Genomic DNA, 25305 nt, shown 5'->3' with positions numbered 1-25305 from the left:
CAGGCGAGGGCGGCCGCGCCCTCAGGCGACGGCGCCGGTGCGGCCCTTGTCGGGCTCGATGCCGAGCAGCCGGTCGATCGCATCGGCCGGGACGGGCCTCGAGAACAGGTAGCCCTGCAGCTCGTGGCAGCCGAGCGCCTGCAGGAAGCGGTGCTGCTCGCTCGTCTCCACCCCTTCCGCCGTCACGGTGAGGCCGAGCGCGCGGCCGAGATGGACGACGGAGTGCACGAGGATGGCCGATTCCCCCGTCGTCTCCATGCTCTCGAGGAACGAGCGGTCGATCTTGATCTTGTCGAAGGCGAAGCGGCGCAGATAGATCAAGCTCGAATAGCCGGTGCCGAAATCGTCGAGGGCCAGGCGCACGCCGCGCGCCCTCAGCTCCATCATCGCGTCCTCGGCCGCGTCCGCATCGTCCATGACGACGCCTTCGGTGACCTCCAGCTCGACGCGCGTCGGGTCGATGTCCGCCGTCTCGATGATGTTCATGACGCTGGAGACGAAGTCGCGCTGGCGGAACTGGATGGGCGAGACATTGACGGCGATGCGCAGGCCCGGCCAGCGCTTGGCGTCCTCGCAGGCCTTGCGCAGCACCCATTCGCCGAGCGGGATGATGAGGCCGCGCTCCTCCGCGATGGCGATGAACTGCTGCGGCGGGATCATGCCGTGCTGGGGATGCGGCCAGCGCACCAGGGCCTCGACCCCGACGATCTCCTCGCCGTTCGCCTTGTACTGGGGCTGGTAGTGCAGCTCGAGCTCGTCGGCGAGGATGGCCGCGCGCAGGTCGTCCTCCACCACCTTGCGCAGGCGCAGCGCCTCGTCCATCTGGCGCTCGAAGAAGCTGTAACGGTTGCGGCCGCCGTTCTTGGCCTGGTAGAGCGCCGTGTCGGCGAGCCGCATCAGCGTCTCGCGCTCGGTCCCGTTGCGGGGGCTCAGCGCCACACCGATCGAGACGCCGATGGTGACGGAGCCGCCGGGCACCTCGCAGGGCATGGTCAGGGCGTCGAGAATGCGCCGCGCCAGCGCTTCCGCATCGCGCGGGTCCTTGACGTCCGTCTGGATGATGGCGAATTCGTCGCCGCCGAAGCGGGCGAGCGTGTCGGCGCCGCGCAGGAGGTTGGACAGGCGCCGCGCCACGATGCGGATGAGCATGTCCCCTGCCTCGTGGCCGTAGGCGTCGTTGACGTCCTTGAACCGGTCGAGGTCGAGGAACATCACGGCGAGGCCCTCGTCGGAGCGCTTGATGCGTGCGAGCTCCTGGTCGAGCCGCATGCCGAAGAGCAGGCGGTTGGGCAGGCCGGAGAGGGAATCGTGGCCGGCGAGCCGCTGCACCTGCTCCTGGCGCCGGCTGAGCTCGATCAGCTGGCCGCGGACGTGCAGCAGGATGCCGGCGGCAAAGGCCAGCGTCAGCAGCGCGATGGCGCCGATCGCCGTCAGCGCCTGGCTGTTGATGAGGGCGCTCGGTAGGGACGATTGCCAGACGAGGAAGGCGGGACCTCGGTCCGTGGCGTCGTCGACGGCGATGGCGCCGTCGTGGTGCTGCCCGTCGTTCGCCGCCAGGCGCAGCTCCTGAAGGCCGAGCGGGCCGGCGATCTCCGACAGGGCGCGCGCGTCGAGCTCGCTGGCGCCGACGACGATGTGCGGGCTTTCGTTGCTGATCGTCGTCGCGGCCACCACATAGGCGCCCCAGCCGTCGTGGACGATGCGGGTCGCGCCGCTCGTCACGGCCGTGCCGGCGTGGAGCGGCAGCTCGCTGATCTCCTTCTGGCGCACGTCACGGGCGACGGCGTCGAAGATCACGCGCCGCGCATCGAACGCCTGCTGGCCGGCCACCCGCCCGCCGACGCTGCCGAAGAGCACGGAATTGTCCGTGTCGAGCAGGAAGATGGCCCATTGCCGGGTGAGGCCCTTGCTCTCGGAGGTGAGGATGGCCGCCGTGCCGACCGGATCGACCGGGCGATGGCTCACCTTGTCCTCGCCCACCGTCGTCGCGAAGGTGCGCACATGTTCGAGGGTGTGCTGGCGCAGATCGTTCAGCGCGAGGGTCACGCGGGCGCGCTCGTCCTGCATGGCCGCCTGGTCGAGCGTGCGGCTCATCCACCAGAACACGCTGCCCGAGAGCAGCAGGATCAAGAGGATCAGCGCCGCCATCGGCCACACGAGGCGCGTGGCGACGGTCGTGGGGGAGGGGAAGCCTTTCACGGGCAAGCGTGCAGATCCTCGCGCTCGAAGCGGGTGCCCCACCCTGCCGCACGTTCCTTTAAATGAAGTTTCCTTTTCTGTCGCCCGCGCGGCTTTCTCACTCCATCAGCCCCAGCCCGCGAAAGCTCGCGTGGCCGTCGCGGCCGACGATGATGTGGTCGTGCACCAGGACGCCGAGCGGCTCGGCGATCTCGCCGATGGTCCGCGTCATCTTGATGTCGGCGGAGGAGGGCGTCGGATCGCCGGACGGATGGTTGTGGACGAGGATGATGGCGGTCGCCGAGAGTTCGAGCGCCCGCTTGACGACCTCGCGCGGGTAGACGGGCGTGTGGTCGACGGTGCCGGTCTGCTGCAATTCGTCGGCGATCAGCCCGTTGCGCTTGTCGAGGAAGAGGACGCGGAAATGCTCCTTGTCCGCGAAGGCCATGGCGGTGCGGCAATAATCGATGACGGCGTTCCAGGACGAGAGCACGGGGCGCTTGGCGACGGCGCCGCGCGTGATGCGCCGGGCGGCCGCCTCGACGATCTTGAGGTCGGTGACGACGCTGTCGCCGATGCCTTCGACCTCGGCGAGGCGCGAGGGCGGCGCCGCGAGCACCTCGGCGAAGGATCCGAAGCGCCGGATCAGCTCCTTCGCCAGTGCCTTCACATCCCGCCGCGGGATCGAGCGGAACAGCACGAGCTCGAGCAGTTCGTAGTCGGCGAGCGCGGCCTCGCCGGCCTCCCGGAAGCGGCTGCGCAGCCGCTCGCGGTGGCCGTGGTAGTGGGGCGTGTCCTCGGCGTCGCCGACGTTGGTCATGCAGGCGTCTTGTAGGGGGGCTGATGATAGCCCTTGGGGGAGAGCGTGAAGATCTCGACGCCGGTTTCGGTGACGCCGACGGTATGTTCGAACTGCGCCGAGAGCGAACGGTCGCGCGTGACCGCGGTCCATCCGTCGGACAGGACCTTCACGTGCGGACGGCCGAGATTGATCATCGGCTCGATGGTGAAGATCATGCCCGGCTTCAGCGGCACGCCTTCGCCGCGCCGGCCGAAGTGCAGGATGCTCGGCTGCTCGTGGAAGGAGCGGCCGACGCCATGCCCGCAGAAGTCGCGCACCACGGAGCAGCGCTCGCCCTCGGCATATTCCTGGATGACGGCGCCGATGTCGCCCGTCGTCGCCCCGGGGCGCACGACGGCGATGCCGCGCATCATGGCCTCGTAGGTCACCTCCATGAGGCGCTGGGCCCGGCGCGGCACCTCGCCGACCGGGTACATGCGGCTCGAATCGCCGTACCAGCCGTCGACGATGAAGGTCACGTCGATGTTGACGATGTCGCCCTCGCGCAGCGGCTTCTCGTCCGGCTGGCCGTGGCACACCACGTGGTTGATCGAGGTGCAGCACGAATAGCGGTAGCCGCGATACATCAGCGTCGCCGACAGGGCGCCGTGGTCCATGGCGAACTGGAAGACCATGCGGTCGATCTCGGCGGTCGTGACGCCGGGGGCCACGTGGTCGGCCAGCATGTCGAGGCACTCGGCGACGAGGCGGCCGGCCTTGCGCATGCCCTCGAAACCCTCGGGGCCGTAGTAGACGATGTTGTTGGCGCGGCGCGGCGCAAGTTCGCTGTCGAGATCTATCATGTCGCTTGTCCGGGGCGCCCCCGCGCCCGATCACTGCCCCAATCTATTGATCAAAGCCGCCGACGCAAGGGATGGCGCGAAAGGCGCGGGTGATCTCGGCGCTGGCGCCGGCGGGCGGTGACGTGTATGGCAAGAGCAAGACGAAACGGGCGGCGCCCTTCGCGGATGCGTCGTGACCCCAGGACGATGACGATCAGCTCCTTCAACGATACTGAACCCTTCGGCCGCTTCGCGCCCAGGTCGCTGGCCCGGACGGTGATCGAGATGACGCGCAGCCTGCCGGACAGCTGGCTCGGCAAGCGCACCGCCTATGGCCTCAGGCGGCTCGTGATCAACCATCTCGACGGCGCGCCGGTCGATGTCGAGACGCTCGGGGCGCGCATGCGCCTCTATCCCTACGACAACGTCTGCGAAAAGAAGATCCTGTTCACGCCGCAGTTCTTCGACCGGCAGGAGCGCGCGCTGCTCGCCGAGCGCATCGGTGACGGCTTCGTCTTCATGGACGTGGGGGCGAATGTCGGCGCCTATTCGCTCTTCGTGGCGGCGCTCGCGGGGCGGCGCGCGCGCATCCTCGCCGTCGAGCCGCAGCCCGACGTCTTCGAGCGTCTCGTCTTCAACATCAGCCTCAATCCCTTCGGCACCATCAAGGCGGTGGCCTGCGCCGTCGCCGACCGGGCGGGGGAGCTGACCCTCTTCCTCGACCACGAGAACCGCGGCGAGTCGAGCGTCAAGATCGTCGGCTCCGGCACCGCCAAGTCGGTGCGCGTGCCGGCGACGACGCTGGCCGACCTCGCGCGCGAGGAGGGCTTCGAGCGCATCGATGCCATCAAGCTCGACGTCGAGGGGGCGGAGGATCTGATCCTCGAGCCGTTCCTACAGCATGCGCCGGCGTCGCTCTTCCCGCGCCTCGTCATCCTGGAGGATGGCAGCGGGCGCTGGCAGATCGACCTGCCGGCGCTCCTGCGCGAGAAGGGCTACAAGCTTCTCGCCAAGACGCGGATGAACTTCGTCTTCGAGCGGGCGTGAGCCCTCACTTCTTCCCGCGCGTCTCCTGGTCGAGCTGCAGGCATTCGTAGAGCTCGACATAGCTCGGCAGGCCGGCGCCGCGCGTCTCCGAGAGGCACTCGTCGCGCTGGGCCGCGGGGAAGGCCGCCCATTCCTTCTCCAGGGTGGCACGGGTGCCGTTTTCCTGCGCCATGCAGCCGTCGAAGGCGGCCTTGTCGAACTGCCGGCTCTGGCCGAGCGCATCGGTGGTGGCGGCGTCGCGACAGCTGCGCTCGACGTCGAGTGCCGGCGGCCCCTCCGCCGCGAGGCCCTGCTGCAGACCGGCGACGAGGAGTGGAACAGCAAGGATTGCGAGACGGGCGAGCGGCATCGTTGACCCCCAGCAAGACGGCCGTCGGCGCAAGGGCGACGACCCGGACGCCGCAGCATAGCGCAACAGGGGGGAGGGCCGTTAGTCCGGCTGATCAGACGACGACGGGCAGCGGCGTCTCGGCGACGATGCCGGCCGGCGTCACGCGGCAGGCGAGGGCATAGGCCTCGACGCCGCGCGCGCGGGCCCGCTCGAAGGCACGGGCATAGGCGGGGTCGAGATCAGCGGCGAGCGTGAAGGCCTCCGCCTCCATCTGCACGATGAACAGCATCGCGGCGCGCGCGCCCGCTTCCACCATGTCGCCGAGCTCCTCGAGATGCTTGGCGCCGCGGGCCGTGACGCAATCCGGGAATTCGGCGAGGCCGGGCCGGCGCATCAGGTGGACGTTCTTGACCTCGACGTAGCAGGGCGGGCGCCCGTCCGCCTCGAGCAGGATGTCGACGCGGCTCGCCCGGCCGTACTTCACCTCGCGCCGCAGCCGCTCGTAGCCCGCGAGCTGCGGAATGAGCCCGGCCGTGATCGCCTCGGCGGCGATGAGGTTGGGATGGCCCGTGTTGATGCCGACGAGCTGCGGCCCGCGCCAGCCGAAATCGACCTCGACCAGCTCCCAGGACAGCGGCAGCTTGCGCGCCGGATTGGCCGAGCGCGAGAGGAAGACGCGGCTCGCCGGCGCGACGAGGCCGAGCATGGCGCCGGGATTGGCGCAATGGACGGTGACGACGTCCCCCTCCGCGGTCTCGATATCGGCGAGAAAGCGCTTGTAGCGGCGCAGGAGGCGCCCTTCGGCGAGGGGGCTGGGAAACTGCATCGGCTCCTCCGGCTGGACGGCCGGCAGGTAGCAGTGCCATGCCGCGGCGGCAAGCCGGGGCGGCAGCTTTGCTCTTGATCTTGCCCGGCCATGCCGCGAAAACCCCTTCCCACGGCGGCGGGTGATGCCATAAAGCCGGGCGAGGGAGAGGTGCATGACAGCAGCAGCGCAGGGCCCGGTGACCGCGGCGGTCCTCGTCATCGGTGACGAGATCCTGTCCGGGCGGACCAAGGACAAGAACATCGGCTATATCGCCGACTATCTCACCGCCATCGGCATCGACCTGCGCGAGGTGCGCGTCGTGCCCGACGTGGAGGAGGAGATCGTCGCCGCGGTCAACGCGCTCAGGGCCCGCTACGACTATCTCTTCACCACCGGCGGCATCGGTCCGACGCATGACGACATCACGGCGGACAGCGTCGCCAAGGCTTTCGGCGTCGGCATCGGCGAGGACCCGCGGGCCATAAGCATGCTGCTCGAGCGCATCAGGCCGGAGGACCTCAACGAGGCGCGCCGGCGCATGGCGCGCATCCCGCACGGGGCCGAGCTCATCGCCAATCCCGTCTCCAAGGCGCCGGGCTTCCGCATCGGCAACGTCATCGTCATGGCGGGCGTGCCCGCCATCATGCAGGCGATGCTCGACGAGGTGGCGCCGACGCTGAGCACCGGGCGGCGCATGCTCTCGGCCACCATCCGTGCCGACGCGAAGGAGGGCGACATCGCCGCGCCGCTGAAGGCGATCGCCGACGCGCATCCCGACGTCTCCATCGGCAGCTATCCCTTTTCCGAGGATGGCCGCTTCAACACCAACATCGTCGTGCGCAGCCGCGATGCGGAGCGCCTCGAGGCCGTCCGCGCCGCCGTGGCCGAGATGGTCGCGCGGCTCCACGCGGCGCCCTGACGTTCGACACCAGAGGCAAGACCCATGTCGCCCACCTCCGAAAAAGCCTTTCCCGTCTCCTGGGACCAGTTCCACCGCGATGCGCGCGCGCTCGCCTGGCGCCTGCACGGCGCGGGGCCCTTCGAGGCCATCGTCTGCATCACGCGCGGCGGCCTCGTGCCCGCGGCGGTCGTGGCGCGCGAGCTCGAGATCCGCCTCATCGAGACGGTCTGCATCGCGAGCTACCACGACTATCAGAACCAGGGCGAGCTGATGGTCCTCAAGGAGATCGACCCGAAGATCCGCGCGCTCGGCGACGGCAGCGGCGCGGGCGTGCTCGTGGTGGACGACCTTGTCGACACGGGCAAGACGGCGCGCATGGTGCGGCAGATGCTGCCGAAGGCGCATTTCGCCACCGTCTATGCCAAGCCGCAGGGCCGGCCGGTGGTCGACACCTTCGTCACCGAGGTGTCGCAGGACACCTGGATCTACTTCCCCTGGGACATGGGCCTCACCTTCCAGCCGCCGATCCGCAACGGCGCGTCCGGCTGAGAATGCCTTTCGAGGCGTGTGAAGCGTGCGACGAAACCCTCTCCCCGCTAGCGGGGAGAGGGAGGTGCCGTCTCGCGCGTTTCACCGTTCCCGATGGACGTTGAGCCTCAGGCGAGCACCAGCGCCGCAAGGGCGGCGAGGACGAGCCACTGCAGCAGCGAGGCGCGCCGGAAGAGCGCGAGCGCGCGGCGAATGTCGGCGGCCGTCGCCTCGGCGCGGCCGTTCCCCATGAAGGCGTCCTCGACGCGCGTCGAGCCGTAGATGCGCGGGCCGGCGAGCCTGAGGCCGAGCGCGCCGGCCATGGCCGCTTCCGGCCAGCCGGCATTGGGCGAGCGATGGCGATGGGCGTCGCGGCGCACGGCGGCGATCGCAGCGCGCGCATCGGCGCCGCGCGTCAGCGCGGCCGCGAGCACGAGGAGCAGGGCCGTTAGCCGTGAGGCCGGCAGGTTGACGAGGTCGTCGAGGCGGGCCGCGGCCCAGCCGAAGGCGGCATGTCTCTCGGTCTTGTGGCCGATCATGCTGTCGGCCGTGTTGATGGCCTTGTAGGCCGCGGCCCCGGGCAGCCCCGCCACGGCCAGCCAGAAGACCGGCGCGACGATGCCGTCCGAAAAGTTCTCGGCGAGGCTTTCGATGGCGGCGCGGGCGACGCCCGCCTCGTCGAGCGTCTCGGGGTTGCGGCCGACGATCATGGCCACCGCCCGGCGCCCGCCATGGAGCCCTTCCGTCTCCAGCCCGGTGGCGACGGCCGCGACATGGTCGTGAAGGCTGCGCTGCGCAACGAGGCTCGACGCGAGGACCGCGATCGCGACGAGCGCGAGCGGACCCAGGAGGCTCAGCAGCCCCTCCTGCAGGAGGAGGGCGGGGATGGCCGCCGCCGCGACGATGACGAGAAGGGCGATAACGCCCCCGGACCGCCGCGTGGTAAATGATTCGTTCTGCCTGTTGAGATGCCGGTCGAGCCATGCGATGAGCAGTCCCAGCCAGGTCACGGGATGGCCGGCGACACGGAAGAGGGCGCGCGGATAACCGGCAATCGCCTCAAGAGCGACGGTCAGCGCGGCGAGGGGAAGGGCAAACGTGAGATCCATGACGGAGCATGCCGATAGCATGGCTCAGCCCGGCAGCCGAGACGGCATTGTGCACGGCGGGGACCTCGGTGCGGCGCGCCGGCTGTTTCCGGCCGCGCCGCAGCCGTGGCTCGACCTGTCGACGGGCATCAATCCGCACGCCTTTCCGCTGCCGGCGCTGGCGCCCGGCTGCTGGACGCGCCTGCCGGAGGAGGGGGAGCGGCGGCGCGTCGAAATGCAGGCGGCTGCGGCCTATGGCGCCGTGCCGCAGGCCCGTTGCGTCGCGGCGCCGGGTACGCAGGCGCTCATCCAGCTGCTGCCGCGCCTGCGCCCGCGCGGCCGCGTCGCCGTTCTCGGCCCGACCTATGGCGAGCATGTCACCGCCTGGCAGGCGGCGGGGCACGACGTGCGCGTCACCGCGAGCGTGGACGATCTCGCCGCCTCGGACGTGGCGGTGATCGTCAATCCCAACAACCCGGACGGGCGCACGCTGCCGGCGGCCGAGATCCTCGCCCTTGCCGGGCGCATGCGCCACTGGGACGGCCTCGTCATCGTCGACGAGGCCTTTGCCGACGTGATGCCGCAGGTGAGCTGTGCCGGGCTGCTCGACGCCGTCGCGCCGATCCTGCTGTTGCGCTCCTTCGGCAAGGCCTATGGCCTCGCCGGCGTGCGCCTCGGCTTTGCCATCACCGCCGACGAGGCGCTGGCCGGGCAGATCCGGCAGGAGCTCGGCCCCTGGGCCGTTCCCGGCCCGACGCTCGCCGTGGGGCTCGCCGCACTCGGCGACCGCGTCTGGATCGAGGCCATGCGGCACCGGCTCGCGAGCGATGCGGCCCGGCTCGACACGCTGCTGGCCGGCCCGGAGCTTGCCGTCGTCGGCGGCACGCCGCTCTTCCGGCTGGTCGAGACGAGCCGCGCCGAGGCGCTGTTCGAGCATCTGGGCGCACGCGGCATCTACGTCCGCCGCTTCGACCACGCGCCGAACCGCCTGCGCTTCGGCCTGCCGGGGGACGAAGCGGCCTGGACGCGCCTTGCCACCGCCCTTGCACAATTTCCGCAGCGAAGGGCCTCCAAGCGGGCCTGACCCGGGTTGCGCCCGCTCCCGGCGGGCGGTAACCCTCGCCGCATGCGGACGTGGCGAAACTGGTAGACGCAAGGGACTTAAAATCCCTCGGGCTTGCCCGTGCGGGTTCGATCCCCGCCGTCCGCACCAAGCCGGCCCGCCCTCACACGGGCGTGACATCGCGCCTTCGTGACAGCCGGTCCGTCCCCGCCGGCCTATCCTTGCGCCGCACGATCCGACAGCGGCCGTGTCCCGCCTCGTGGGGCCGGCCGGAACCTGGGTGGGACGATGATGAGCCGCAGGAACATTCTGGGGGGCGGCGCGCTGGCCGCGGGAGCGGCTGCGGTCGGACGCCTGTTCGGCGCCCGCGAGGAAGCGAAGGCCGCGGGGCGCTTTCCCGTCGAGAAGAGTGATGCGGAGTGGCGGGCGGCGCTGACGCCGGCGCAGTACAACGTCCTGCGCAAGCATGGTACGGAGCGGGCCGGAACGAGCCCGCTCAACGGCGAGAAGCGGGCCGGCATCTATCATTGCGCCGGTTGCGAGCAGGCCGTGTTCTCCTCCTCGACCAAGTTCGAGAGCGGCACGGGCTGGCCGAGCTTCTACGCACCGCTTGCGGGGGCCGTCGGCACGTCCGAGGACAGCAGCTTCTTCATGACGCGCACCGAGGTGCATTGCAGCCGTTGCGGCGGCCATCTCGGCCATGTCTTCGACGACGGGCCGCCGCCGACGGGCCTGCGCTATTGCATGAACGGTGTCGCCATGACGTTCACGCCGTCGTAGGCTTCGTCATTCTGACCGGCGGACCCGACATGCGCGCCTTTGCTCTCGGCTCTCTTCTCCTCGGCCTCGCCCTGATCCTCGGCGGCCCGGCACCGGCTGCCGCTCAAGAGGGGGAGGGCGGCGCGAGCGCCATCTTCGCCGGCGGCTGCTTCTGGTGCATGGAGCCGCCCTTCGATGCCGTGCCGGGCGTGACGGCGACGATCTCCGGCTATACCGGCGGGCGAACGCAGAACCCGACCTACAACGAAGTCTCCTCGGGCCGGACCGGCCACAAGGAGGTGGTGAAGGTCGTCTACGATCCCTCGCGCGTCACCTACGAGCAGTTGCTCGCCATCTTCTGGCGCAACATCGATCCCCATGACGCGCGGGGCCAGTTCTGCGACAAGGGCGACCAGTACACCTCGGCGATCTTCGTCGCCTCGCCCGAGCAGCGCCAGGCGGCCGAGGCCTCGCTCAAGGCGGTGAGCGGGCAGCTCAAGGGGCGCGTCGTCACCGAGATCCTGCCGGCCGCGACCTTCTATCCGGCCGAGGAATACCACCAGAACTATTACCGCAAGAGCGCGGCGAAATATAAGTACTACCGCTTCGCCTGCGGCCGCGACCGGCGGCTCGAGGAGGTGTGGGGCCCGGCCTCCTGATAGATCAGGCCGCGCTCAGCCGGGCGTCGCGCCGCTGCGGCGGCTCCCATCCGTAGAGCCAGGCGTAACGCGCCAGCATCGCCTCGCCGCTCAGGCGCGACATGACGAGGTTGCGCATGAGCGAGAGCGGGGCCGCCATGTGGTAGACCCGGCCGTTCTCGCGCGCCGCCTGCTGCACGTGCACGGCGCGCGGCTGCCGGGCCGCCTCGTAGGCGCGCAGGGCCGCGGGTACGTCGTTTGGCTCACCGGCGAGCGTATCGGCGAGGACCGCCGCATCCTCGATGGCGAGCGCACCGCCCTGGGCAAGGAAGGGCAGCACGGGATGGGCGGCATCTCCGAGGAGCGTGACCGGCCCAAGCCCCCAGGGGCGCGGCGGCGGCAGGTCGAAGAGGGACCAGACGCGCCAGTCGAGCGACCGGTCGGCGAGGGCGCTGAGCGCAGGCACGGCGCGGGCGAGGTGCCGCGCGACATCAGCCTCATGGGCCTTGCTGTTCCACTCGCTCACCGAGCCTTCCGCCCGCGCGACGAGGACGATGTTGATCAGCCGGCCGCGGCTGACCGGGTAGTGCACGAGGTGCATGCCGCGGCCGAGCCACAGGCCCGTGATGTTGCCGGCCATCTCCTCCGGCGCCTCGCCGGCCGGGATGGTGGCGCGCCAGGCGGCATAGCCGCGGTAGACGGGCTTGCGGGCATCCCCGAGCGCCGGGCGCACCGACGACCAGATGCCGTCGGCGCCGACGACGAGGCCGGCCTCGCGCTCCTCGCTGGCACCGCCGGCGGTTTCGACGGCGAGGCGCGCCTTGTCCCCATCGACCGTAACCCCGGTGACCTTGCGGCCGACGGCCATGCGGATGTTCGGCTCGCCGCGCGCGGCGTCGAGCAGCAAGGTGTGCAGGTCGGCCCGGTGGATCACCCAGTAGGGCGCGCCGAAGCGCGCGCGCATCGTCTCGCCGAGGGGCATCGTCGCCAGCCGGCGGCCGGATGACAGCGAGCGGACGACGAGCTCGTCGGGCGTCACCGCCTGACGCGTGAGCGCCGGGGCGAGGCCAAGGGCGACGAGCACGCGGCTGGCGTTGGGCGAGAGCTGGATGCCGGCGCCGGCCTCCTCGAGCGTGGTGCGCCGCTCGAGCAGCGTGACGGCCCGGCCCTGGCGGGCGAGGAGAAGTGCCGTGGTCAGGCCGCCGATGCCGGCGCCGACGACGACGGCCGGTGGCGTGCTCTGAGGCATGATCGGGCTCCGCCGGCCTCAGGCGGCCGTGGCGGCTTCCGCGTGCCACAGGCAGTCGGCCGGCTCGCTCTCCTCGGCCCTGAGCGTCGCCTTGTAGCGGTAGAGCGTCGAGCAATAGGGGCAGACGATCTCGTTGTCGTCGCCCATGTCGAGGAAGACGTGGGGATGGTCGAAGGGCGGCTTGGCCCCGATGCACATGAACTCGTGCACGCCGACGTGGATGACGGCGACGCCCGCATCGTTGTGGAAGTGGGGGACGGATTTCGCGGCCATTGCCATTGACCTCATCTTGGCGGATCAGCGATTTGCGGCGCACCATAGAGCATGGTGCGAAAAAGTGGAGACCGGTTTTTCGCCTGCGGCTGCGACAAATGAATAACCTCACGCTTGCCCGGCGCTGGCCGGCCTCAGCCCCGGGCATGTGTTCACCCGATGGAAACCCGCAGCCCCTAGCGTCGGGCTGCACGAGCGAGAGAGACATGCATTTCTTCAGTTCCGACGGCGTCCGCCTCGCCTATGTCGACGTTCCCGCGCACGAGGGTGAGGGGCGCCCCGTCATCCTGGTGCACGGCTTCGCCTCGAACCACGCGGTCAACTGGGCGAACACGCTGTGGACGACGACGCTGGCGCGCGCCGGGCGGCGCGTCATCGCGCTCGACAACCGCGGCCACGGGCAGAGCGAGAAGCTCTACGAGCCCTCGGCCTATCATTCCGACGTGATGGCCGAGGACGTGCGGCGGCTGATGGACCATCTCGACCTCGCCGAGGCGGATGTCGTCGGCTATTCCATGGGCGCGCGCATCACGGCGCATCTCGCCCTGCGTCACCCGGGCCGCGTGCGCTCGGCCGTGCTCGGCGGGCTCGGCATTCATCTCATCCACGGCGTCGGCCTGCCGCTCGGCATCGCCGATGCGATGGAGGCGCCGTCGCTCGATGGGCTGACGGATCCGATGCAGCGCATGTTCCGCGCCTTCGCCGAGCAGACGAAGAGCGACCTTGAGGCGCTCGCCGCCTGCATCCGCGGCTCGCGCCAGACGCTGACGCGCGAGGAGGTGGGGACGATCGCCGTGCCGGTGCTCGTCGCCGTCGGCACCAACGACCCCATCGCCGGCTCGCCGCACGAGCTCGCCGCTCTCCTGCCCAACGGGCGGGCGCTCGACATTCCCGGCCGGGACCACAACCTCGCCGTGGGCGACAAGGTGCACAAACAGGGCGTCATCGCCTTCCTCGCCGAGCAGGACGAGGCGTGAGGGCGAAAAGCGGAATCGCCTGAATCGCTTGCTGGTGAAAGCTCGAGCGATGATTCCGGCGCTTGAGAAACAGATTCAGCGACTTCGCGTGCCGAATCCGCCAGTTGAGAAACTGATTCAACGGATACCCGTGCGTTTCGCGAACTGATTCAGCGCGCGCTGCCAAGCTCCTGAGCGGGAATCGCTTTTGCAAGCAGCGGCAGGACCGTGTCACGGATCAGGCTGGCGAGGCGCCAGCGATCGGCCTCGTGCAAGGGGAGCCATGCCAGTTCCGCGATCTCGGCAGCGGCATGCGGCGTGCCGGCAAGGCGCGCGGCAAAGAGATGGGCGAGGACATCGGTATCCGGCTCGTTGGCGGCGGGCGCCGTGAAGACGCCGAGCGGGCGGAGCGTGCCGGGCTGCGGCGCGACGCCGAGCTCCTCGGCGAGTTCGCGCGCGAGGGCGGCCTCGGGCGCTTCTCCCTCCTCGATCTTGCCACCGGGCTGGATGAAGACGTCGCTGCCGTGCTTGCGCACGACGAGGAGGCGCCCCTTTTCGTCGCGCACGGCCGCGACGGCGATCCTGAGACGCTTGCGTTCCATCACCGTCCTCACCTCATCGCCCGGTGAAGCGGGGCGTGCGTTTGCCGAGGAAGGCGGCGCAGCCTTCCGCATAATCGGCGCTGGCGAAGCAGGCATCGGCCAGGGCCTGGAGGTCGTCCGGCGTGCCAGCGCCGGGCAGGCCCGCGGCCGTGGCGATGGCCGCCTTGGCGGCGCGGATGGTCAGCGGCGCATTCGCGGCGATGGTCGTGGCAAGGCTGGCGGCTGCGCGCTCGATATCGTCGGCGGGCACCACCTTCTGGACGAGGCCGAGGGCGAGCGCCTCCGCCGCCTCGATGCGGCGGGCGGTGAAGATGAGGTCCTTGGCGGCGGCCGCGCCGATGGCGGCGACGATCATGCCCATGCCGGCCGGCGGATAACCGACGCCGAGCCGCGCGGCGGGAATAGCGAAGACGGCATCGTCGGCGGCGATGCGCAGGTCGCAGGCCAGCGCGATGCCGAGCCCTCCGCCGAGGCAGAAGCCCCGGATCAGGGCGAGCACCGGCTTCGGACAGGCGGCGACGGCCTCGAAGGCGGCGAGATTCGCCGCCTCGTAGGCGCGCCCGCCCTCCGGGCTCGCCCTGAGCGAGCCGAACTCGCCGATGTCAGCGCCGGCCGTGAAGGCGACCTCGCCCGCGCCGCGGATGACGACGACGCGTACGTCTTCGTTTGCGCCCAGGGTTGCCATGACCTGCGGAAAGGCGCGCCAGGTGGCGAAATCGATGGCGTTGCGGCGTGCCTCGTTGTCGATGGTCAGCGTCGCCACGCCGGAGGCGACGGACAGGCGCAGGCTGTGGGAGGCGGCGGGGGCGGGCATCGGCAGGTCTCGCTCACTGATCCTGGCTCATTGAATCCTGGCTTGCTGATCGCGCCGACTCGGCACGACCGGTCGATCATATACGGCGACAAGTGCATGGTGCGACCCGGCCGCCGGCGCGTGAGGGCCGCGGGATGGCCGCCACAAGCGGGTCGTGCGGCGAACGGGCGATCTGCCGCTCAGGGGTCGGCGACGGCACGATCTGCCGCAAGACCGTCCCGGGTGCCCCCTTGGCGCGCCGGCCACGGCGCCCTAACTTAGGCGGACCTTGCGGTGGGGCCGAACCGTCCGGCCGTGGGCGCGCAATGACGAGGAGACGAGCATGGCCCCCGGTCAGACGAAGGCGAGCGAGCACAGGCGCCACGGCCTCGAGGCGGTCGATCCGGTGTGGACGCGACTGCGTGAGGAAGCCGAGGCGGTGGTGACGCGTGAGCCGGAGCTCGCCGGCTTCGTCATCGCCACCATCCTCAACCACGACACGCTGGAATCGGCCATCATCCACCGCGTCGCCTCGCGGCTCGACCACGATGTCGTCTCCAGCGAGCTGGTCAGCCAGGCGTTCAGCGCCGCGGTCGCCCATTCGCCCGAGATCGGCGAGGCCTTCCGGGCGGACATCGTCGCCGTCGCCGACCGTGACCCGGCCTGCACGCGGCTCATCGAGCCGGTGCTCTACTTCAAGGGCTTCCACGCCATCCAGACCTACCGGCTGGCGCACTGGCTGTGGCAGCAGGGGCGGCGCGACTTCGCGCTCTACCTGCAGAGCCGCTCGTCCGAGGTGTTCCAGACGGACATCAACCCCGCGGCCCGCATCGGCAAGGGCATCTTCCTCGACCATGCCACGGGGCTCGTCGTCGGCCAGACCGCCGTCGTCGAGGACAATGTCTCGATCCTGCAGGGCGTCACCCTCGGGGGCACGGGCAAGGAGCGGGGCGACCGCCATCCCAAGATCCGCCAGGGCGTGCTGATCGGAGCCGGCGCCAAGATCCTCGGCAATATCGAGGTGGGGCAGTGCGCCCGCGTCGCCGCCGGCTCGGTCGTGCTGCACGCGGTGCCGCGCAACACGACGGTCGCGGGCGTGCCGGCGCGGGTCGTCGGCACGGCCGGCTGCGCCGAGCCGGCGCGCAGCATGGACCAGATCCTCGCCGAGAAGTTGGGGGATTGAGGACCTTCGCTCTTGCCCGTGGGCCTCGTTCCGTGGCAAGCGGGGGCCCTTCCGAAGACCCGAACACGAGAGGCGGCGCCATGGACAAGAACGAACTTGCCAAAGTCGAGCGGTTTCTGCGCCGCACCTTCGCCAATGCCGGCATCCGCGTCGTTGCGCGTCCGCGCAAGACCGACTCGGCGGAGGTCTATATCGGGGAAGAGTTCATTGGTGTGCTCTTCCTCGACGACGAGGACGGCGACAAGTCCTACAGCTTCCAGATGGCGATCCTCGACGCCGATCTCGAGGACTGAGCCGACAAGGCATCCATCGAAAAGGGGCGCGCCCGGCGACGGGCGCGCCCCTTTTTCGTTGCCGGCCGTCATTGCGGCTCGGGCGGCGCCATGATCGCGATGAGCCGTTCGGCGCCCGCGCCGAGGCGGGCCCAGTCGGCGAGCCGTTCCGGGCCGAAGCGCAGCATGACGTCGATGCCGGCAAGGCGCATCACCGTGGTGCAGAGCGGCGCGATGACAGCCGTCGCGGCCTGGCGCGTGCAGCGGGCGAAGAAGCGCCGCCCGTCGGGCGGGGCGAGATAAAGCTCCTCGCCCTCGTAGGGCGTGCCGGGGCGGAAACGGCGCAGCACGAGGCCGCCGGGCGTGGACCAGGTCTCGGGCGTGAGGAAGCGCATATAGAGCTTCGCCGGCCGCTCGGCCGGATCGAGCGCCGCGTCCGCCGGGACGAGGGTGACGGCGACGATCTCGGCCTCGCCGTCGGCCGCGGCGCCCGGCCAGGGAATGGCGAGATCGAGCCGGGGCACCGTGCCGCCCGAGCGATCCATCGTCTCGCGCAGCCAGGATGCGGGCACGCTCAGCGGGTGGCCGGCGAGTTCGTAGTCGATGCGGGCGGGGGCAGGCTTCTGCGGCGCTGCGGGACGCAGGAAGGCGATGCCCGCCAGGGCGGCGGCGCCGGCGGCCGCCGCGGCGAGCGACAGCCGCAGCAGGACCGAAGGCCGCCGGGCAACGACAGAGAAGAGCCTTTCCGCTGCGAGGACCATGGTTGACGTGATCTCCAGACCGCCGGACGGCGGCTGCGGCCAAATTGCGCCATCTTGCCTAAAGCCGCGTTAACCAAGCGGGGTGGCGCGGGGCTTCCTGAAGAGGAAAGGTGCACTTGACGCGAGCCCGCCGGCGGGCCCTCCTTGCGCAATCGACTGTGGAGACCGTGATGCCCGTCTATGCCCTTGGCGATCTCAGCCCCGAATTGCCCGCCGCCGACCGCTTCTGGATCGCGCCCGATGCGCATGTGATCGGCCGTGTCCGGCTCGGCGACGAGGTCGGGGTCTGGTTCGGCGCCGTGCTGCGCGGCGACAACGAGCTGATCGACATCGGCGACCGCTCCAACATTCAGGAAGGCGCCATGCTGCACACGGACATGGGCTTTCCGCTCACCGTGGGGCCGGATTGCACCATCGGCCACCATGCGGTCCTGCACGGCTGCCGCATCGGCGCCTCCACGCTCATTGGCATGGGCGCCACGGTGCTCAACGGCGCGCGCATCGGCAACAACTGCCTCGTCGGCGCCAATGCGCTCGTCACCGAGGGCAAGGAGTTTCCCGACGGCTCGCTCATCGTCGGGGCGCCGGCCCGGGCGGTGCGCGCCCTCGACGAGAAGGCCCTCGCCGGGCTCAGGCTGTCGGCCATGGGCTATGTCGGCAACTGGCGCCGGTTCGCGGCGGGGCTGAAGCGGCTCGACTGAGCGTGTTCAGCGTGCGTCGTCCGCATGCGTCGTGATGACCGCGAGAAAGGCCTCGGCATAGCGGGTGAGCTTCGACTCGCCGACGCCGGAGATGGCCGCGAGGTCGGAGCGGGTGCGCGGCGTGCGCGCCGCCATTTCCTGCAGCGTGCGGTCGTGGAAGATGACGTAGGGCGGCACGTTCTGCTCCTTCGCCAGTTCGAGGCGCCGCGCGCGCAGCTTCTCGAAGAGCTCGCGGTCGCCCTCCGGCAGCGCCTCGACCGCCTGCCGGCGCGCCGCCTTCCGGCCGCCGGGCTTCGGCTTCTTCAGCGCCCGCAGCATGATCGAGGACCGCTCGCGCAGGAAGCTCGCCCCCTTGGCGGAGATGGAGAGGCTGCCGTGCCCGGCGACGTCGACGATCACCAGACCGTGGGCGACGAGCTGCCGGATGATGGAGCGCCACTGGCTGCGGTCGAACTCCCGGCCGATGCCGTAGGTGGAGAGCTTGTCGTGCCCGAGCCGCTCGATGCGCTCGTCCTCCTCGCCCAGGAGCACGGCGACGACATGGCCCTGGCCGAAGCGCTCGCCCGTGCGGTGGATGCATGACAGCAGCTTCTGGGCGGCGATGGTGCCGTCGAAGGTCTCCGGCGGGTCGAGGCAGACGTCGCAATTGCCGCAGGGCGGGCCATCGTCGCCGAAATAGCGCAGCAGCACCTGACGGCGGCACTGGCAGGATTCGGCGAAGCCGAGCAGCGCATCGAGCTTGCGGTGCTCCATGCGCTTGCGCTCGGTAGGAGCGTCCGATTCGTCGATGAAGCGGCGGCGCAGCGCCATGTCCTCGGCGCCGTAGAGCATCAGCGTCTCGGCGGGCAGCCCGTCACGGCCGGCGCGGCCGGTCTCCTGGTAGTAGGCCTCGATGCTGGCCGGCAGGTCGACATGCAGCACGAAGCGCACGTCCGGCTTGTCGATGCCCATGCCGAAGGCGATCGTGGCCACCATGACGAGGCCCTCGCCGTGCTGGAAGCGGCGCTGGTTGGCCTCCCGCGCTGCCATGTCCATGCCGGCGTGATAGGCGAGGGCGGTGAAACCGTGGGCGTTGAGCGTCGCCGCCACTTCCTCGGTCTTGCGCTTCGACAGGCAGTAGACGATGCCGCTCTCGCCCTTGCGGGTGCTGAGAAAGCGCAGCAGCTGCTGGGTCGTGCCCTGCTTCTCGGCGACGCCGTAGCGGATGTTGGGCCGGTCGAAGCCGGCGACGAAGCTGTTTTCCGTGCCGATGGCGAGATGGGCGACGATCTCCTCGCGCGTCGGGGCGTCGGCCGTGGCCGTCAGCGCCATGCGCGGCACGTCGGGAAAGAGGTCGACCAGCACGTCGAGCGCGCGGTACTCGGGCCGGAAGTCGTGCCCCCATTGCGAGAGGCAATGGGCCTCGTCGATGGCGATGAGGGACAGGGGAACGGACTTCAGCCGCTCGAGCGTCTCGGGCCTGAGCAGGGTCTCCGGCGCCATGTAGAGGAGATCGATCTCGCCACGTCCCACCTCGCGCCAGAGCTCGTCCTTCTCCGCGCCCCAGATGCGCGAGTTGAGCGCCGCCGCGCGCACGCCCGCCTGGCGCAGCGTCGCGACCTGGTCCTCCATCAGGGCGATGAGGGGCGAGACGACGAGCCCGGTGCCGCGGCGCACCAGCGCCGGGATCTGGTAGCACAACGACTTGCCGCCGCCGGTGGGCATCAGCACGAAGGCGTGCCGGCCGGCGATCACGTGGTCGATGATCTCCGCCTGACGTCCGCGGAAGGCGCCATAGCCATAGACGGTCTTGAGGATATCGAGGGGCTGGGCTGACAAGGCTCGAGTCGCTGGAGGCGAGAGGGAGGTGCCTTGCTAGCCGATTTTCACCGGCGGCGCACGTGGCGCGACAAGAGGCAGCAGCTTGGTTGAGGACGGTTACGGCGCCTTATCTGTCGCGAGATTCTCGAAGAGAAACTAACATTTCTCGGCAGCGCGTAGGCGGTTGGTCACGTCGACGACACCCGGATCATTCCATATCGCGTCCCGCAGGAGGAACTTATGGCTGTTGGTGCGCTCGATGTAGGTTGAGCGACCGTGGACGATCTCGGCGGGGATCAGCGCTGCTCGCACCACCTGGTAGTCTTCATCGAAGAGGACGGCGGCGAGAACATCGAACCCGTCGAAGGAGCGGATTGCCGACAGCTGTCGGGATTTGTTGCGGTGGTGGATGCGCCTTGCTTTGATCTGATACCGCGTTCCGTCATCGCCGGTAGCATCAAACGCCTTTGCCGAATTAGCTTCCTGCACCCATCCAAAAGCGGCGCAGAAGAGATATTCTGCGAGATCGCCAGTCGGATTATTCGCTGTCCGCAGCACGTTCCGAGCCCGCAATTCCTCCATGATAGTGGCATGGAGGACGAGTAACTCGGGAGTCGGCTTATCGCGCAGGCTGTCCATGACCTCGGCATGCCTAACCGAAGCTCGGATTGAGCCGCCCGAGCTCACTTCAGCGCGCCGCGGCGGTGGCCGTGCCGGCGTCGGGCTGGCCGAGGGCGACCCACTGCATCGTGTCCTGCTGCGACTGGCGCTTGATGAAGCGGTAGCCGGTCGCCGTCCACGAGAGGATCGAATCGCGCTTGTTGTCGAGGATGAAGTCGCCGCGGGTGGTGCGCACGGTCAGCACCGCATGGCCGTCGCCGACCTCGTCCCGCACCACGGTGATCAGCAGGGCGCGGGCGGGGAAGCCCCGCTCGATGAGGAGCTTGCGCTTCATGAGGACGTAGTCCTCGCAGTCGCCCTTGCCGTCGACCGGCAGGTCCCACGATTCCTCGACGCCCCAGTGCTCCAGGTCGGTCACGGGCGTGATCGAGTGGTTCACGTCGAGGTTGACGCGGACGATGTCGTGCCAGTCCGACCGGTCGAGGTCGATGACGCTGGGGCCGTCCGCGTCGTCGGTGCATTCGCTCCAGTTCGTGCGGCAGAAGGCAAGCCAGCCGACCGGCGGGCGGGCCATCGTGCGCTCGATGGCAGAAGAAGCGTCGGGGAGATTGACTTCGAGCTGGTGAGCCTGGGAAACGGAAGCCGTCTTGCGCGTATCCGCCTCGGCCGTTGCGGCCAGCGAAACGAGGCACAAGCCTGCAAGCGCCAGAATGACGGAGGTACGCGAACCCATTTACCGCCCCAACCCCTTTAAGATTTCATTTACCTTTTCATAGGCGCGGGTGATGCCGCAAGGCGGCGCGGGCGTCAACGTCTCATCAAGGTTAACATTTGTTCATAGATGTGGTTTTCGAGGCACGCCCTGCCTAGTCCGCGGGCGGTTCAGCGCGGGCTTGCCGTCATCTCGCCGCCCTGGTGGCCGAGAGAGGCCCAGCCGGCGAAATCCTGGCTCTCGCGCTTCACGAAGACATAGCCGGTGGCGAGCCAGGGCAGGACGGCGTCGCGCTTGTTGTCGAGGATCAGGTCGCCCCGGTCGGTGCGCACCATCAGCACGGCATGGCCCTCGCCGTTCTCGTCGATGACGACGGCAAGGCGCAGCGCCCGCCGGGGCAGGCCGGCCTCGGCGAGCAGCCGGCGCTTCAGCAGCGCGTAGTCCTCGCAATCGCCCTTGCCGCTGTCGGGGTAGTTCCAGCTCTCGACGACGCCCCACTGCTCCTCGTCGGTCTGCGGCGCGATGGCGCCGTTGACCTTGCGGTTGATGGCCGTCAGCAGCCGCCAGCGGCGGGCATCGAGGCTGACCAGCGCATCTTCCTGCGGATCGACGGCGCAATCGGCCGGATGCTCACTGCAGAACTGCAGCCAGCCGATCGGCGCGCGGGCGAGGCCGTGCTCGGCCGCCGCCGGCGTCGGCTCCGGCCGCTGCCCGTATGCCAGGGCACCGTCCGCCGCGACGGCGCCGGTGAGGATGAAGACCAATGCGACGATCGGATTTTTCATTGTCGCCTCCCAATTCGTCGGGAGACATCATAGGGCGGCAAAATCCATCGACGTTGAATAAAACAAGCGTAATTTGACAGATATACGGGCCGTTAATGCATGATTTGTTAAGTAAATTAAAGATGAACTTAGATGCGGCGCATTTTAGCGAGGCCGTCCACCCGACGGTGACGATGGGAGAGCGCCCTTTTCCAGCGTCCTGGCCGGGTTTATCCCGGCCATCCACGTCTCCCGGCGTGTGCGCGATTTCATGGCGTGGATGCCCGCGACGAGCGCGGGCATGACGGCGGGGAAGGTTGCGCCAGGTCGTGACCTGTGCCGCCGCGTGTCTGGTTGTCGCGCTGGCTGATCGCCTCCGCTTTCGCCGGGCTGACCCGGGCGACCAGGCGGTTTCAGAGCGCGATCGTCTCGTCGAAGTCCTGTTCGGGCAGCGGTGCCAGGAATTCGACGGCGAAGCCGCCCTCGAAATGGCGCGTCACGCGGCCCTCGGTGCGGCCGAGGGTGACCATCGTCCCGGACGCCGGGGCGGAGGCGGACGAGACGGCGGCGCCGGACAGCGAAATGTCGATGATGCGCACCGTCTGGCGCTCGCCGCCGGCGATTTCCATCGTCGTCAGCTGCCGGTTCGGCACGATGCGGTCGTGGCGGCGGTCTTCGGGCAGCCCGAGGGTGTCGCGGTGCACCAGCCACATCAGCTGGGTGGCGATCTTCTCGCGCTTGCGCGGCGTCGCTGTGAAGCGCACGGCAAAGCCGTTGTCGATATGGCGGGTGATCTCGCCCTCGAGGCGGCCGATCTGCTCGAGATAGATGATGACCCGGTCACCGATGGCGCCGGGCGTCGGAGCAACGAGGCTGACGCCGCCGGGCGACATGTCGAGCGTCTGGCACGGATATTCCTGCTTGTCCGGCAGCATGTAGCGGCCGACGAGCGTCACCGGCACCCGCTGATGGCGTCGGCGGTCCGGCTTGCTGGCACGCAAGGCAATATTTGTCGGTGAAATCGGCCGCGCCATCGTGTCGAAATACCAAGCTGCAGAGAATCAGCCATTGGACAAGTACAATAGATACTTGATCCCCGACGATCCATGAAGCGCTGAAAGCGCATGGACAGTCATGCGCTCTTGCCTTGCGTGGGGCTTTTCCTTCGGGAGGACGCCGGCGCGGCCCGGCTTCGGCAGGGCGATCAGCCCCGGCCGCCGCGAAACACCATGAGATGGCCGCGGCGGTCCTGCAGGGCGCCTGCCGTGGCTGGCCGGTCGGCCCCTTCAGGCCAGAGGACCCGCGCGGAGGTGAAGGTGAGAGGAGACAGCGGAGCGAGGCCGAGCCAGTCGGGCGGGGCCGCGGGCGAGAGCGCGCCGAGCATGCGGGCGTGGGTCTTGCCGCGGCAGCGCAGCGGCAGCAGCATGAGCTCGAGGTCGATCTGCTCCGCTGCAGGCGCAGTCGCTGCAAGGATTTCCGGGCGAGCCTCGGCGCCGGCGACCACGCCCGCCTGGTTGTCGAGCACGAGGGCGACGGCACGGGCGCTCTCGCGCCGGCTGGCCTCCTGCCACAACGAGGCGAAGGCGCGGCCCTTCAAGTCTCCCCCGACGAGGGTACACAGTCGCGTGCCGGCCAGGCGGAAGCGGGGCTCGCCGCCGTCGATGTCCAGGATGAAGGTGTCGCCGAGGATGTGGCGGATCTCGCCGGGCGCGATCTCTCCCCGCTCGGGCGCCGCCCGCTCCCCGCGCAGGCGGTTCCAGTAGTCGTAGAGTGCGCGGCTCGTCACATGTTTCATTTTGATCCGCTGTCGTCCCGGCTCCATGCGCAACCGTGCGGCGCGCCGGTGGGAGAGGGCGGCACGCGGCGCGTGATTGTGCCGTTTCCTCCCAGCCCGGCACGGTTGCCGACATTATGTTCTTGAGAATGCAGCACCCGTGCCAGGGATGGGGAGGGGTAACGGGCGTTTACCTTTCATTAGGGTTAATATTTTCTTGCCGTTGCCCCTTGCGGGCGGCCGCGCCATGCTCCTGAACATTCGGCAAGGGGCCTTTCGGCCCTGCCGGCAGGGAACGTCGAACAAGATGGCCGGGCCGTGGCGCCACGGCCAGGAACAGGATGCCGTGGGGGGAGGGGCGACATGCCTCTCCCCCTTCGCGTTCGCGTGAGCGGTCCCGCGCGCGCGTGACGAGCGGATTGACGCGGCGGGGAAACTGTTGCCTGTTGCCGCGGCGGCGGCCGAGGCGGGCGTCGTGGCCACCTTCGACGCTTGCCTTTCGGAGCCCATGTCGCAGCAGCCTTCCTCCGGCCCCTCGCGTGAGCCGATGTTCAACGCCCCGGCGGTCGTCGTCGGGTCGATCGCCGTCATCGTCGCCATCCATATCCTGCGTTCCGTCATCGGTGAGGAGACGGATTTCCGCATTCTCGTGGACTTCGGCTTCATCCCGGCGCGGCTCGTCGTCGGCCTCGGCTTCGAGAGCCTCGATGCCATCGTGGCCCGGGCGGCGGCGATGCCCGACGGCGGCTACTGGCAGATGTTCGCCCGCCTCGTCCTCGGCGATGGCGCCGCGCCGTGGGCCCTCGTCACCTATGCGCTGCTCCATGGCTCGTGGGCGCATCTCGGGGCCAATTCCCTGTGGCTGCTCGCCTTCGGCAGCGCCGTCGCGCGGCGCTTCGGCGCGGTGCGCTTCCTCGTCCTGTGCCTTGTCTGCGCCATTGCAGGGGCGCTGGCGCATCTGGCGAGCCGGCCCTTCGACGTCGTGCCGATGATCGGCGCCTCGGGCGCCATCTCGGGCGTGATGGCGGCGGCCGCGCGCTTCGTCTTCCGGCCGGACTGGGGCCACATGTTCGGCATCGACCTCAGCGCCCACCGCATGCCGGCCGAGAGCCTCGGCCAGCTCATGCGCAACCGCCGTGCCCTTGCCTTCATCGGCATCTGGTTCGTCGTCAATCTCGCCTTCGGCGTCGCCGCCCTGCCGCTCGGCCTGGCCGAGGGCGGCATCGCCTGGGAGGCGCATATCGGCGGCTTCGTCGCGGGCCTGCTGCTGTTTCCGCTCTTCGACCGGGCTCATTCGCGCGAGCGCGCGGACTGAGCCGCGGCATCTCTCCCGCCGCCTTGCGCTTGCCGGCGAGTGCAACCACTATGGGCCGAGTGGGTGAATCGCAGGCGTCCGGTGCCGTTGCGATCGCACGGGACCGGCGCCTCGATCTGGCATGGAGGAGCTGATGACCGTTGCCCAGATCCTGGCGGCCAAGGGCCGCAGCGTCGTGACCATTCCTCCGAACAAGACGCTCATGGAGGCAGCCCAGCTTCTCGCCGAGCGGCGCATCGGCGCCGTCGTCGTGGTCGACGAGGGCGGCAAGGTCCTCGGCATCCTCTCGGAGCGCGACATCGTCCGCGAGATCGCCAAGGCCGGGCTCGACGCCCTGAAGGAAGGCGTGAGCCGGCACATGACCGAGAAGGTCGTGACCTGCACGAGCGCCTCGGCGATTACCGACATCATGGGCATCATGACCGAGGGCAAGTTCCGCCACCTGCCGGTGGTGGAGGACGGCAAGCTGACGGGCCTCGTTTCCATCGGCGACGTGGTCAAGTACCGGGTGGCGGAGATCGAGGCCGAGCACAAGGCCATGCGCGAATATATCGCCATGGCCTAG

At 69.5% G+C, this 25305-nt stretch carries 29 protein-coding genes and 1 tRNA gene; 13 read left to right on the top strand and 17 right to left on the bottom strand.

Annotated features, from left to right (window positions below):
• Positions 1-21: 21 nt before the first annotated feature.
• The 3 genes from GGR16_RS13740 to map form a co-directional block, all read right to left on the bottom strand.
• Complete coding sequence (locus tag GGR16_RS13740; protein WP_343059811.1) at positions 22-2199, bottom strand: putative bifunctional diguanylate cyclase/phosphodiesterase; 2178 nt, start codon at positions 2197-2199, stop codon at positions 22-24.
• A gap of 97 nt (positions 2200-2296) precedes the next feature.
• Positions 2297-2998: a RadC family protein gene (radC, locus tag GGR16_RS13735; protein ID WP_019401246.1), complete on the bottom strand. Its 702-nt coding sequence runs from the start codon at positions 2996-2998 to the stop codon at positions 2297-2299.
• Positions 2995-3822: a type I methionyl aminopeptidase gene (gene map, locus GGR16_RS13730; RefSeq protein ID WP_019401245.1), complete on the bottom strand. Its 828-nt coding sequence runs from the start codon at positions 3820-3822 to the stop codon at positions 2995-2997. Before map ends, radC begins: the two co-directional genes overlap by 4 nt.
• Positions 3823-4008: 186 nt before the next feature.
• Between map and GGR16_RS13725 the strand changes: the two genes are divergently transcribed.
• The gene (locus GGR16_RS13725) at positions 4009-4848 is read left to right on the top strand and encodes an FkbM family methyltransferase (protein WP_183316972.1); all 840 of its coding nucleotides are present in this window, start codon (positions 4009-4011) and stop codon (positions 4846-4848) included.
• Positions 4849-4852: 4 nt separating this feature from the next.
• Here the strand turns inward: GGR16_RS13725 and GGR16_RS13720 are convergent, their stop codons facing one another.
• The gene (locus tag GGR16_RS13720) at positions 4853-5197 is read right to left on the bottom strand and encodes a hypothetical protein (RefSeq protein WP_183316971.1); all 345 of its coding nucleotides are present in this window, start codon (positions 5195-5197) and stop codon (positions 4853-4855) included.
• Positions 5198-5291: 94 nt separating this feature from the next.
• The gene (gene sfsA / locus GGR16_RS13715; RefSeq protein WP_183316970.1) at positions 5292-6005 is read right to left on the bottom strand and encodes a DNA/RNA nuclease SfsA; all 714 of its coding nucleotides are present in this window, start codon (positions 6003-6005) and stop codon (positions 5292-5294) included.
• Between the two features lie 154 nt (positions 6006-6159).
• Here sfsA and GGR16_RS13710 point away from each other — a divergent pair, with 154 nt between their 5' ends.
• Positions 6160-6906: a competence/damage-inducible protein A gene (locus tag GGR16_RS13710; RefSeq protein WP_183316969.1), complete on the top strand. Its 747-nt coding sequence runs from the start codon at positions 6160-6162 to the stop codon at positions 6904-6906.
• 24 nt (positions 6907-6930) lie between these two features.
• Positions 6931-7437, top strand: a complete 507-nt coding sequence (gene gpt, locus GGR16_RS13705; protein WP_019401239.1) for a xanthine phosphoribosyltransferase — start codon at positions 6931-6933, stop codon at positions 7435-7437.
• 107 nt (positions 7438-7544) lie between these two features.
• On the opposite strand, the gene cbiB is transcribed toward gpt, so the two are convergent.
• A complete protein-coding gene (gene cbiB, locus GGR16_RS13700) occupies positions 7545-8525 on the bottom strand; it encodes an adenosylcobinamide-phosphate synthase CbiB (RefSeq protein WP_183316968.1) in 981 nt (326 codons plus the stop codon).
• 19 nt (positions 8526-8544) lie between these two features.
• Between cbiB and cobD the strand changes: the two genes are divergently transcribed.
• From cobD to msrA, 4 genes are all read left to right on the top strand, one after another.
• On the top strand, positions 8545-9588 hold the full coding sequence (gene cobD, locus GGR16_RS13695) for a threonine-phosphate decarboxylase CobD (RefSeq protein WP_245258855.1): 1044 nt from the start codon (positions 8545-8547) through the stop codon (positions 9586-9588).
• Positions 9589-9632: 44 nt separating this feature from the next.
• Positions 9633-9717, top strand: a tRNA-Leu gene (locus tag GGR16_RS13690).
• Between the two features lie 141 nt (positions 9718-9858).
• Entirely contained in the window at positions 9859-10347 is a 489-nt protein-coding gene (gene msrB / locus GGR16_RS13685) for a peptide-methionine (R)-S-oxide reductase MsrB (RefSeq protein WP_026014974.1), read from the top strand.
• Positions 10348-10376: 29 nt separating this feature from the next.
• Entirely contained in the window at positions 10377-10985 is a 609-nt protein-coding gene (msrA, locus tag GGR16_RS13680) for a peptide-methionine (S)-S-oxide reductase MsrA (RefSeq protein ID WP_019401235.1), read from the top strand.
• A gap of 4 nt (positions 10986-10989) precedes the next feature.
• On the opposite strand, the gene GGR16_RS13675 is transcribed toward msrA, so the two are convergent.
• Both GGR16_RS13675 and GGR16_RS13670 read right to left on the bottom strand, forming a co-directional pair.
• On the bottom strand, positions 10990-12213 hold the full coding sequence (locus GGR16_RS13675) for an FAD-dependent monooxygenase (protein ID WP_183316967.1): 1224 nt from the start codon (positions 12211-12213) through the stop codon (positions 10990-10992).
• Positions 12214-12231: 18 nt separating this feature from the next.
• Positions 12232-12486 carry a zinc-finger domain-containing protein gene (locus GGR16_RS13670; RefSeq protein ID WP_019401233.1) on the bottom strand — a complete coding sequence of 85 codons (255 nt, stop codon included), beginning with the start codon at positions 12484-12486 and terminating at the stop codon, positions 12232-12234.
• 206 nt (positions 12487-12692) lie between these two features.
• Between GGR16_RS13670 and GGR16_RS13665 the strand changes: the two genes are divergently transcribed.
• A complete protein-coding gene (locus GGR16_RS13665; protein ID WP_183316966.1) occupies positions 12693-13463 on the top strand; it encodes an alpha/beta fold hydrolase in 771 nt (256 codons plus the stop codon).
• Between the two features lie 149 nt (positions 13464-13612).
• Here the strand turns inward: GGR16_RS13665 and GGR16_RS13660 are convergent, their stop codons facing one another.
• Together GGR16_RS13660 and GGR16_RS13655 are read right to left on the bottom strand one after the other, a co-directional pair.
• Positions 13613-14044 (bottom strand): NUDIX hydrolase, encoded by a 432-nt coding sequence (locus GGR16_RS13660; RefSeq protein ID WP_019401231.1) that lies wholly within the window; start codon positions 14042-14044, stop codon positions 13613-13615.
• A gap of 13 nt (positions 14045-14057) precedes the next feature.
• The gene (locus GGR16_RS13655) at positions 14058-14858 is read right to left on the bottom strand and encodes an enoyl-CoA hydratase (RefSeq protein ID WP_019401230.1); all 801 of its coding nucleotides are present in this window, start codon (positions 14856-14858) and stop codon (positions 14058-14060) included.
• Positions 14859-15180: 322 nt separating this feature from the next.
• Between GGR16_RS13655 and cysE the strand changes: the two genes are divergently transcribed.
• A complete protein-coding gene (cysE, locus tag GGR16_RS13650) occupies positions 15181-16020 on the top strand; it encodes a serine O-acetyltransferase (RefSeq protein WP_019401229.1) in 840 nt (279 codons plus the stop codon).
• Positions 16021-16100: 80 nt separating this feature from the next.
• A complete protein-coding gene (locus GGR16_RS13645) occupies positions 16101-16313 on the top strand; it encodes a DUF3126 family protein (RefSeq protein ID WP_019401228.1) in 213 nt (70 codons plus the stop codon).
• Positions 16314-16381: 68 nt separating this feature from the next.
• Here GGR16_RS13645 and GGR16_RS13640 read toward each other — a convergent pair whose 3' ends face one another.
• Positions 16382-17053, bottom strand: a complete 672-nt coding sequence (locus tag GGR16_RS13640; RefSeq protein ID WP_183316965.1) for a hypothetical protein — start codon at positions 17051-17053, stop codon at positions 16382-16384.
• 170 nt (positions 17054-17223) lie between these two features.
• Here GGR16_RS13640 and GGR16_RS13635 point away from each other — a divergent pair, with 170 nt between their 5' ends.
• The gene (locus tag GGR16_RS13635) at positions 17224-17754 is read left to right on the top strand and encodes a gamma carbonic anhydrase family protein (RefSeq protein ID WP_183316964.1); all 531 of its coding nucleotides are present in this window, start codon (positions 17224-17226) and stop codon (positions 17752-17754) included.
• A 6-nt stretch (positions 17755-17760) separates the two neighbouring features.
• Here GGR16_RS13635 and recQ read toward each other — a convergent pair whose 3' ends face one another.
• The 6 genes from recQ to GGR16_RS13605 all read right to left on the bottom strand — a co-directional run bounded on the left by recQ (position 17761) and on the right by GGR16_RS13605 (position 23446).
• On the bottom strand, positions 17761-19572 hold the full coding sequence (recQ, locus tag GGR16_RS13630; protein WP_183316963.1) for a DNA helicase RecQ: 1812 nt from the start codon (positions 19570-19572) through the stop codon (positions 17761-17763).
• 138 nt (positions 19573-19710) lie between these two features.
• Complete coding sequence (locus GGR16_RS13625) at positions 19711-20193, bottom strand: hypothetical protein (RefSeq protein ID WP_183316962.1); 483 nt, start codon at positions 20191-20193, stop codon at positions 19711-19713.
• Positions 20194-20242: 49 nt separating this feature from the next.
• Entirely contained in the window at positions 20243-20908 is a 666-nt protein-coding gene (locus GGR16_RS13620) for a transglutaminase-like cysteine peptidase (protein ID WP_019403256.1), read from the bottom strand.
• A 149-nt stretch (positions 20909-21057) separates the two neighbouring features.
• Positions 21058-21672 (bottom strand): transglutaminase-like cysteine peptidase, encoded by a 615-nt coding sequence (locus GGR16_RS13615; protein WP_183316961.1) that lies wholly within the window; start codon positions 21670-21672, stop codon positions 21058-21060.
• A gap of 392 nt (positions 21673-22064) precedes the next feature.
• Positions 22065-22685 (bottom strand): PilZ domain-containing protein, encoded by a 621-nt coding sequence (locus GGR16_RS13610; protein ID WP_183316960.1) that lies wholly within the window; start codon positions 22683-22685, stop codon positions 22065-22067.
• A 170-nt stretch (positions 22686-22855) separates the two neighbouring features.
• The gene (locus GGR16_RS13605; protein WP_026015320.1) at positions 22856-23446 is read right to left on the bottom strand and encodes a PAS domain-containing protein; all 591 of its coding nucleotides are present in this window, start codon (positions 23444-23446) and stop codon (positions 22856-22858) included.
• 418 nt (positions 23447-23864) lie between these two features.
• On the opposite strand from GGR16_RS13605, the gene GGR16_RS13600 reads away from it, so the two are divergent.
• Positions 23865-24740: a rhomboid family intramembrane serine protease gene (locus GGR16_RS13600; RefSeq protein WP_246373071.1), complete on the top strand. Its 876-nt coding sequence runs from the start codon at positions 23865-23867 to the stop codon at positions 24738-24740.
• 133 nt (positions 24741-24873) lie between these two features.
• Positions 24874-25305, top strand: coding sequence for a CBS domain-containing protein (locus GGR16_RS13595; RefSeq protein WP_026015319.1), 432 nt, complete (start codon positions 24874-24876; stop codon positions 25303-25305).

Source organism: Chelatococcus caeni (genome assembly GCF_014196925.1).
Taxonomy (GTDB): Bacteria; Pseudomonadota; Alphaproteobacteria; order Rhizobiales; family Beijerinckiaceae; genus Chelatococcus_A; species Chelatococcus_A caeni.
The sequence above is the reverse complement of the archived record's forward strand: the minus strand, read 5'-3'. Positions and strand labels throughout refer to the sequence as shown.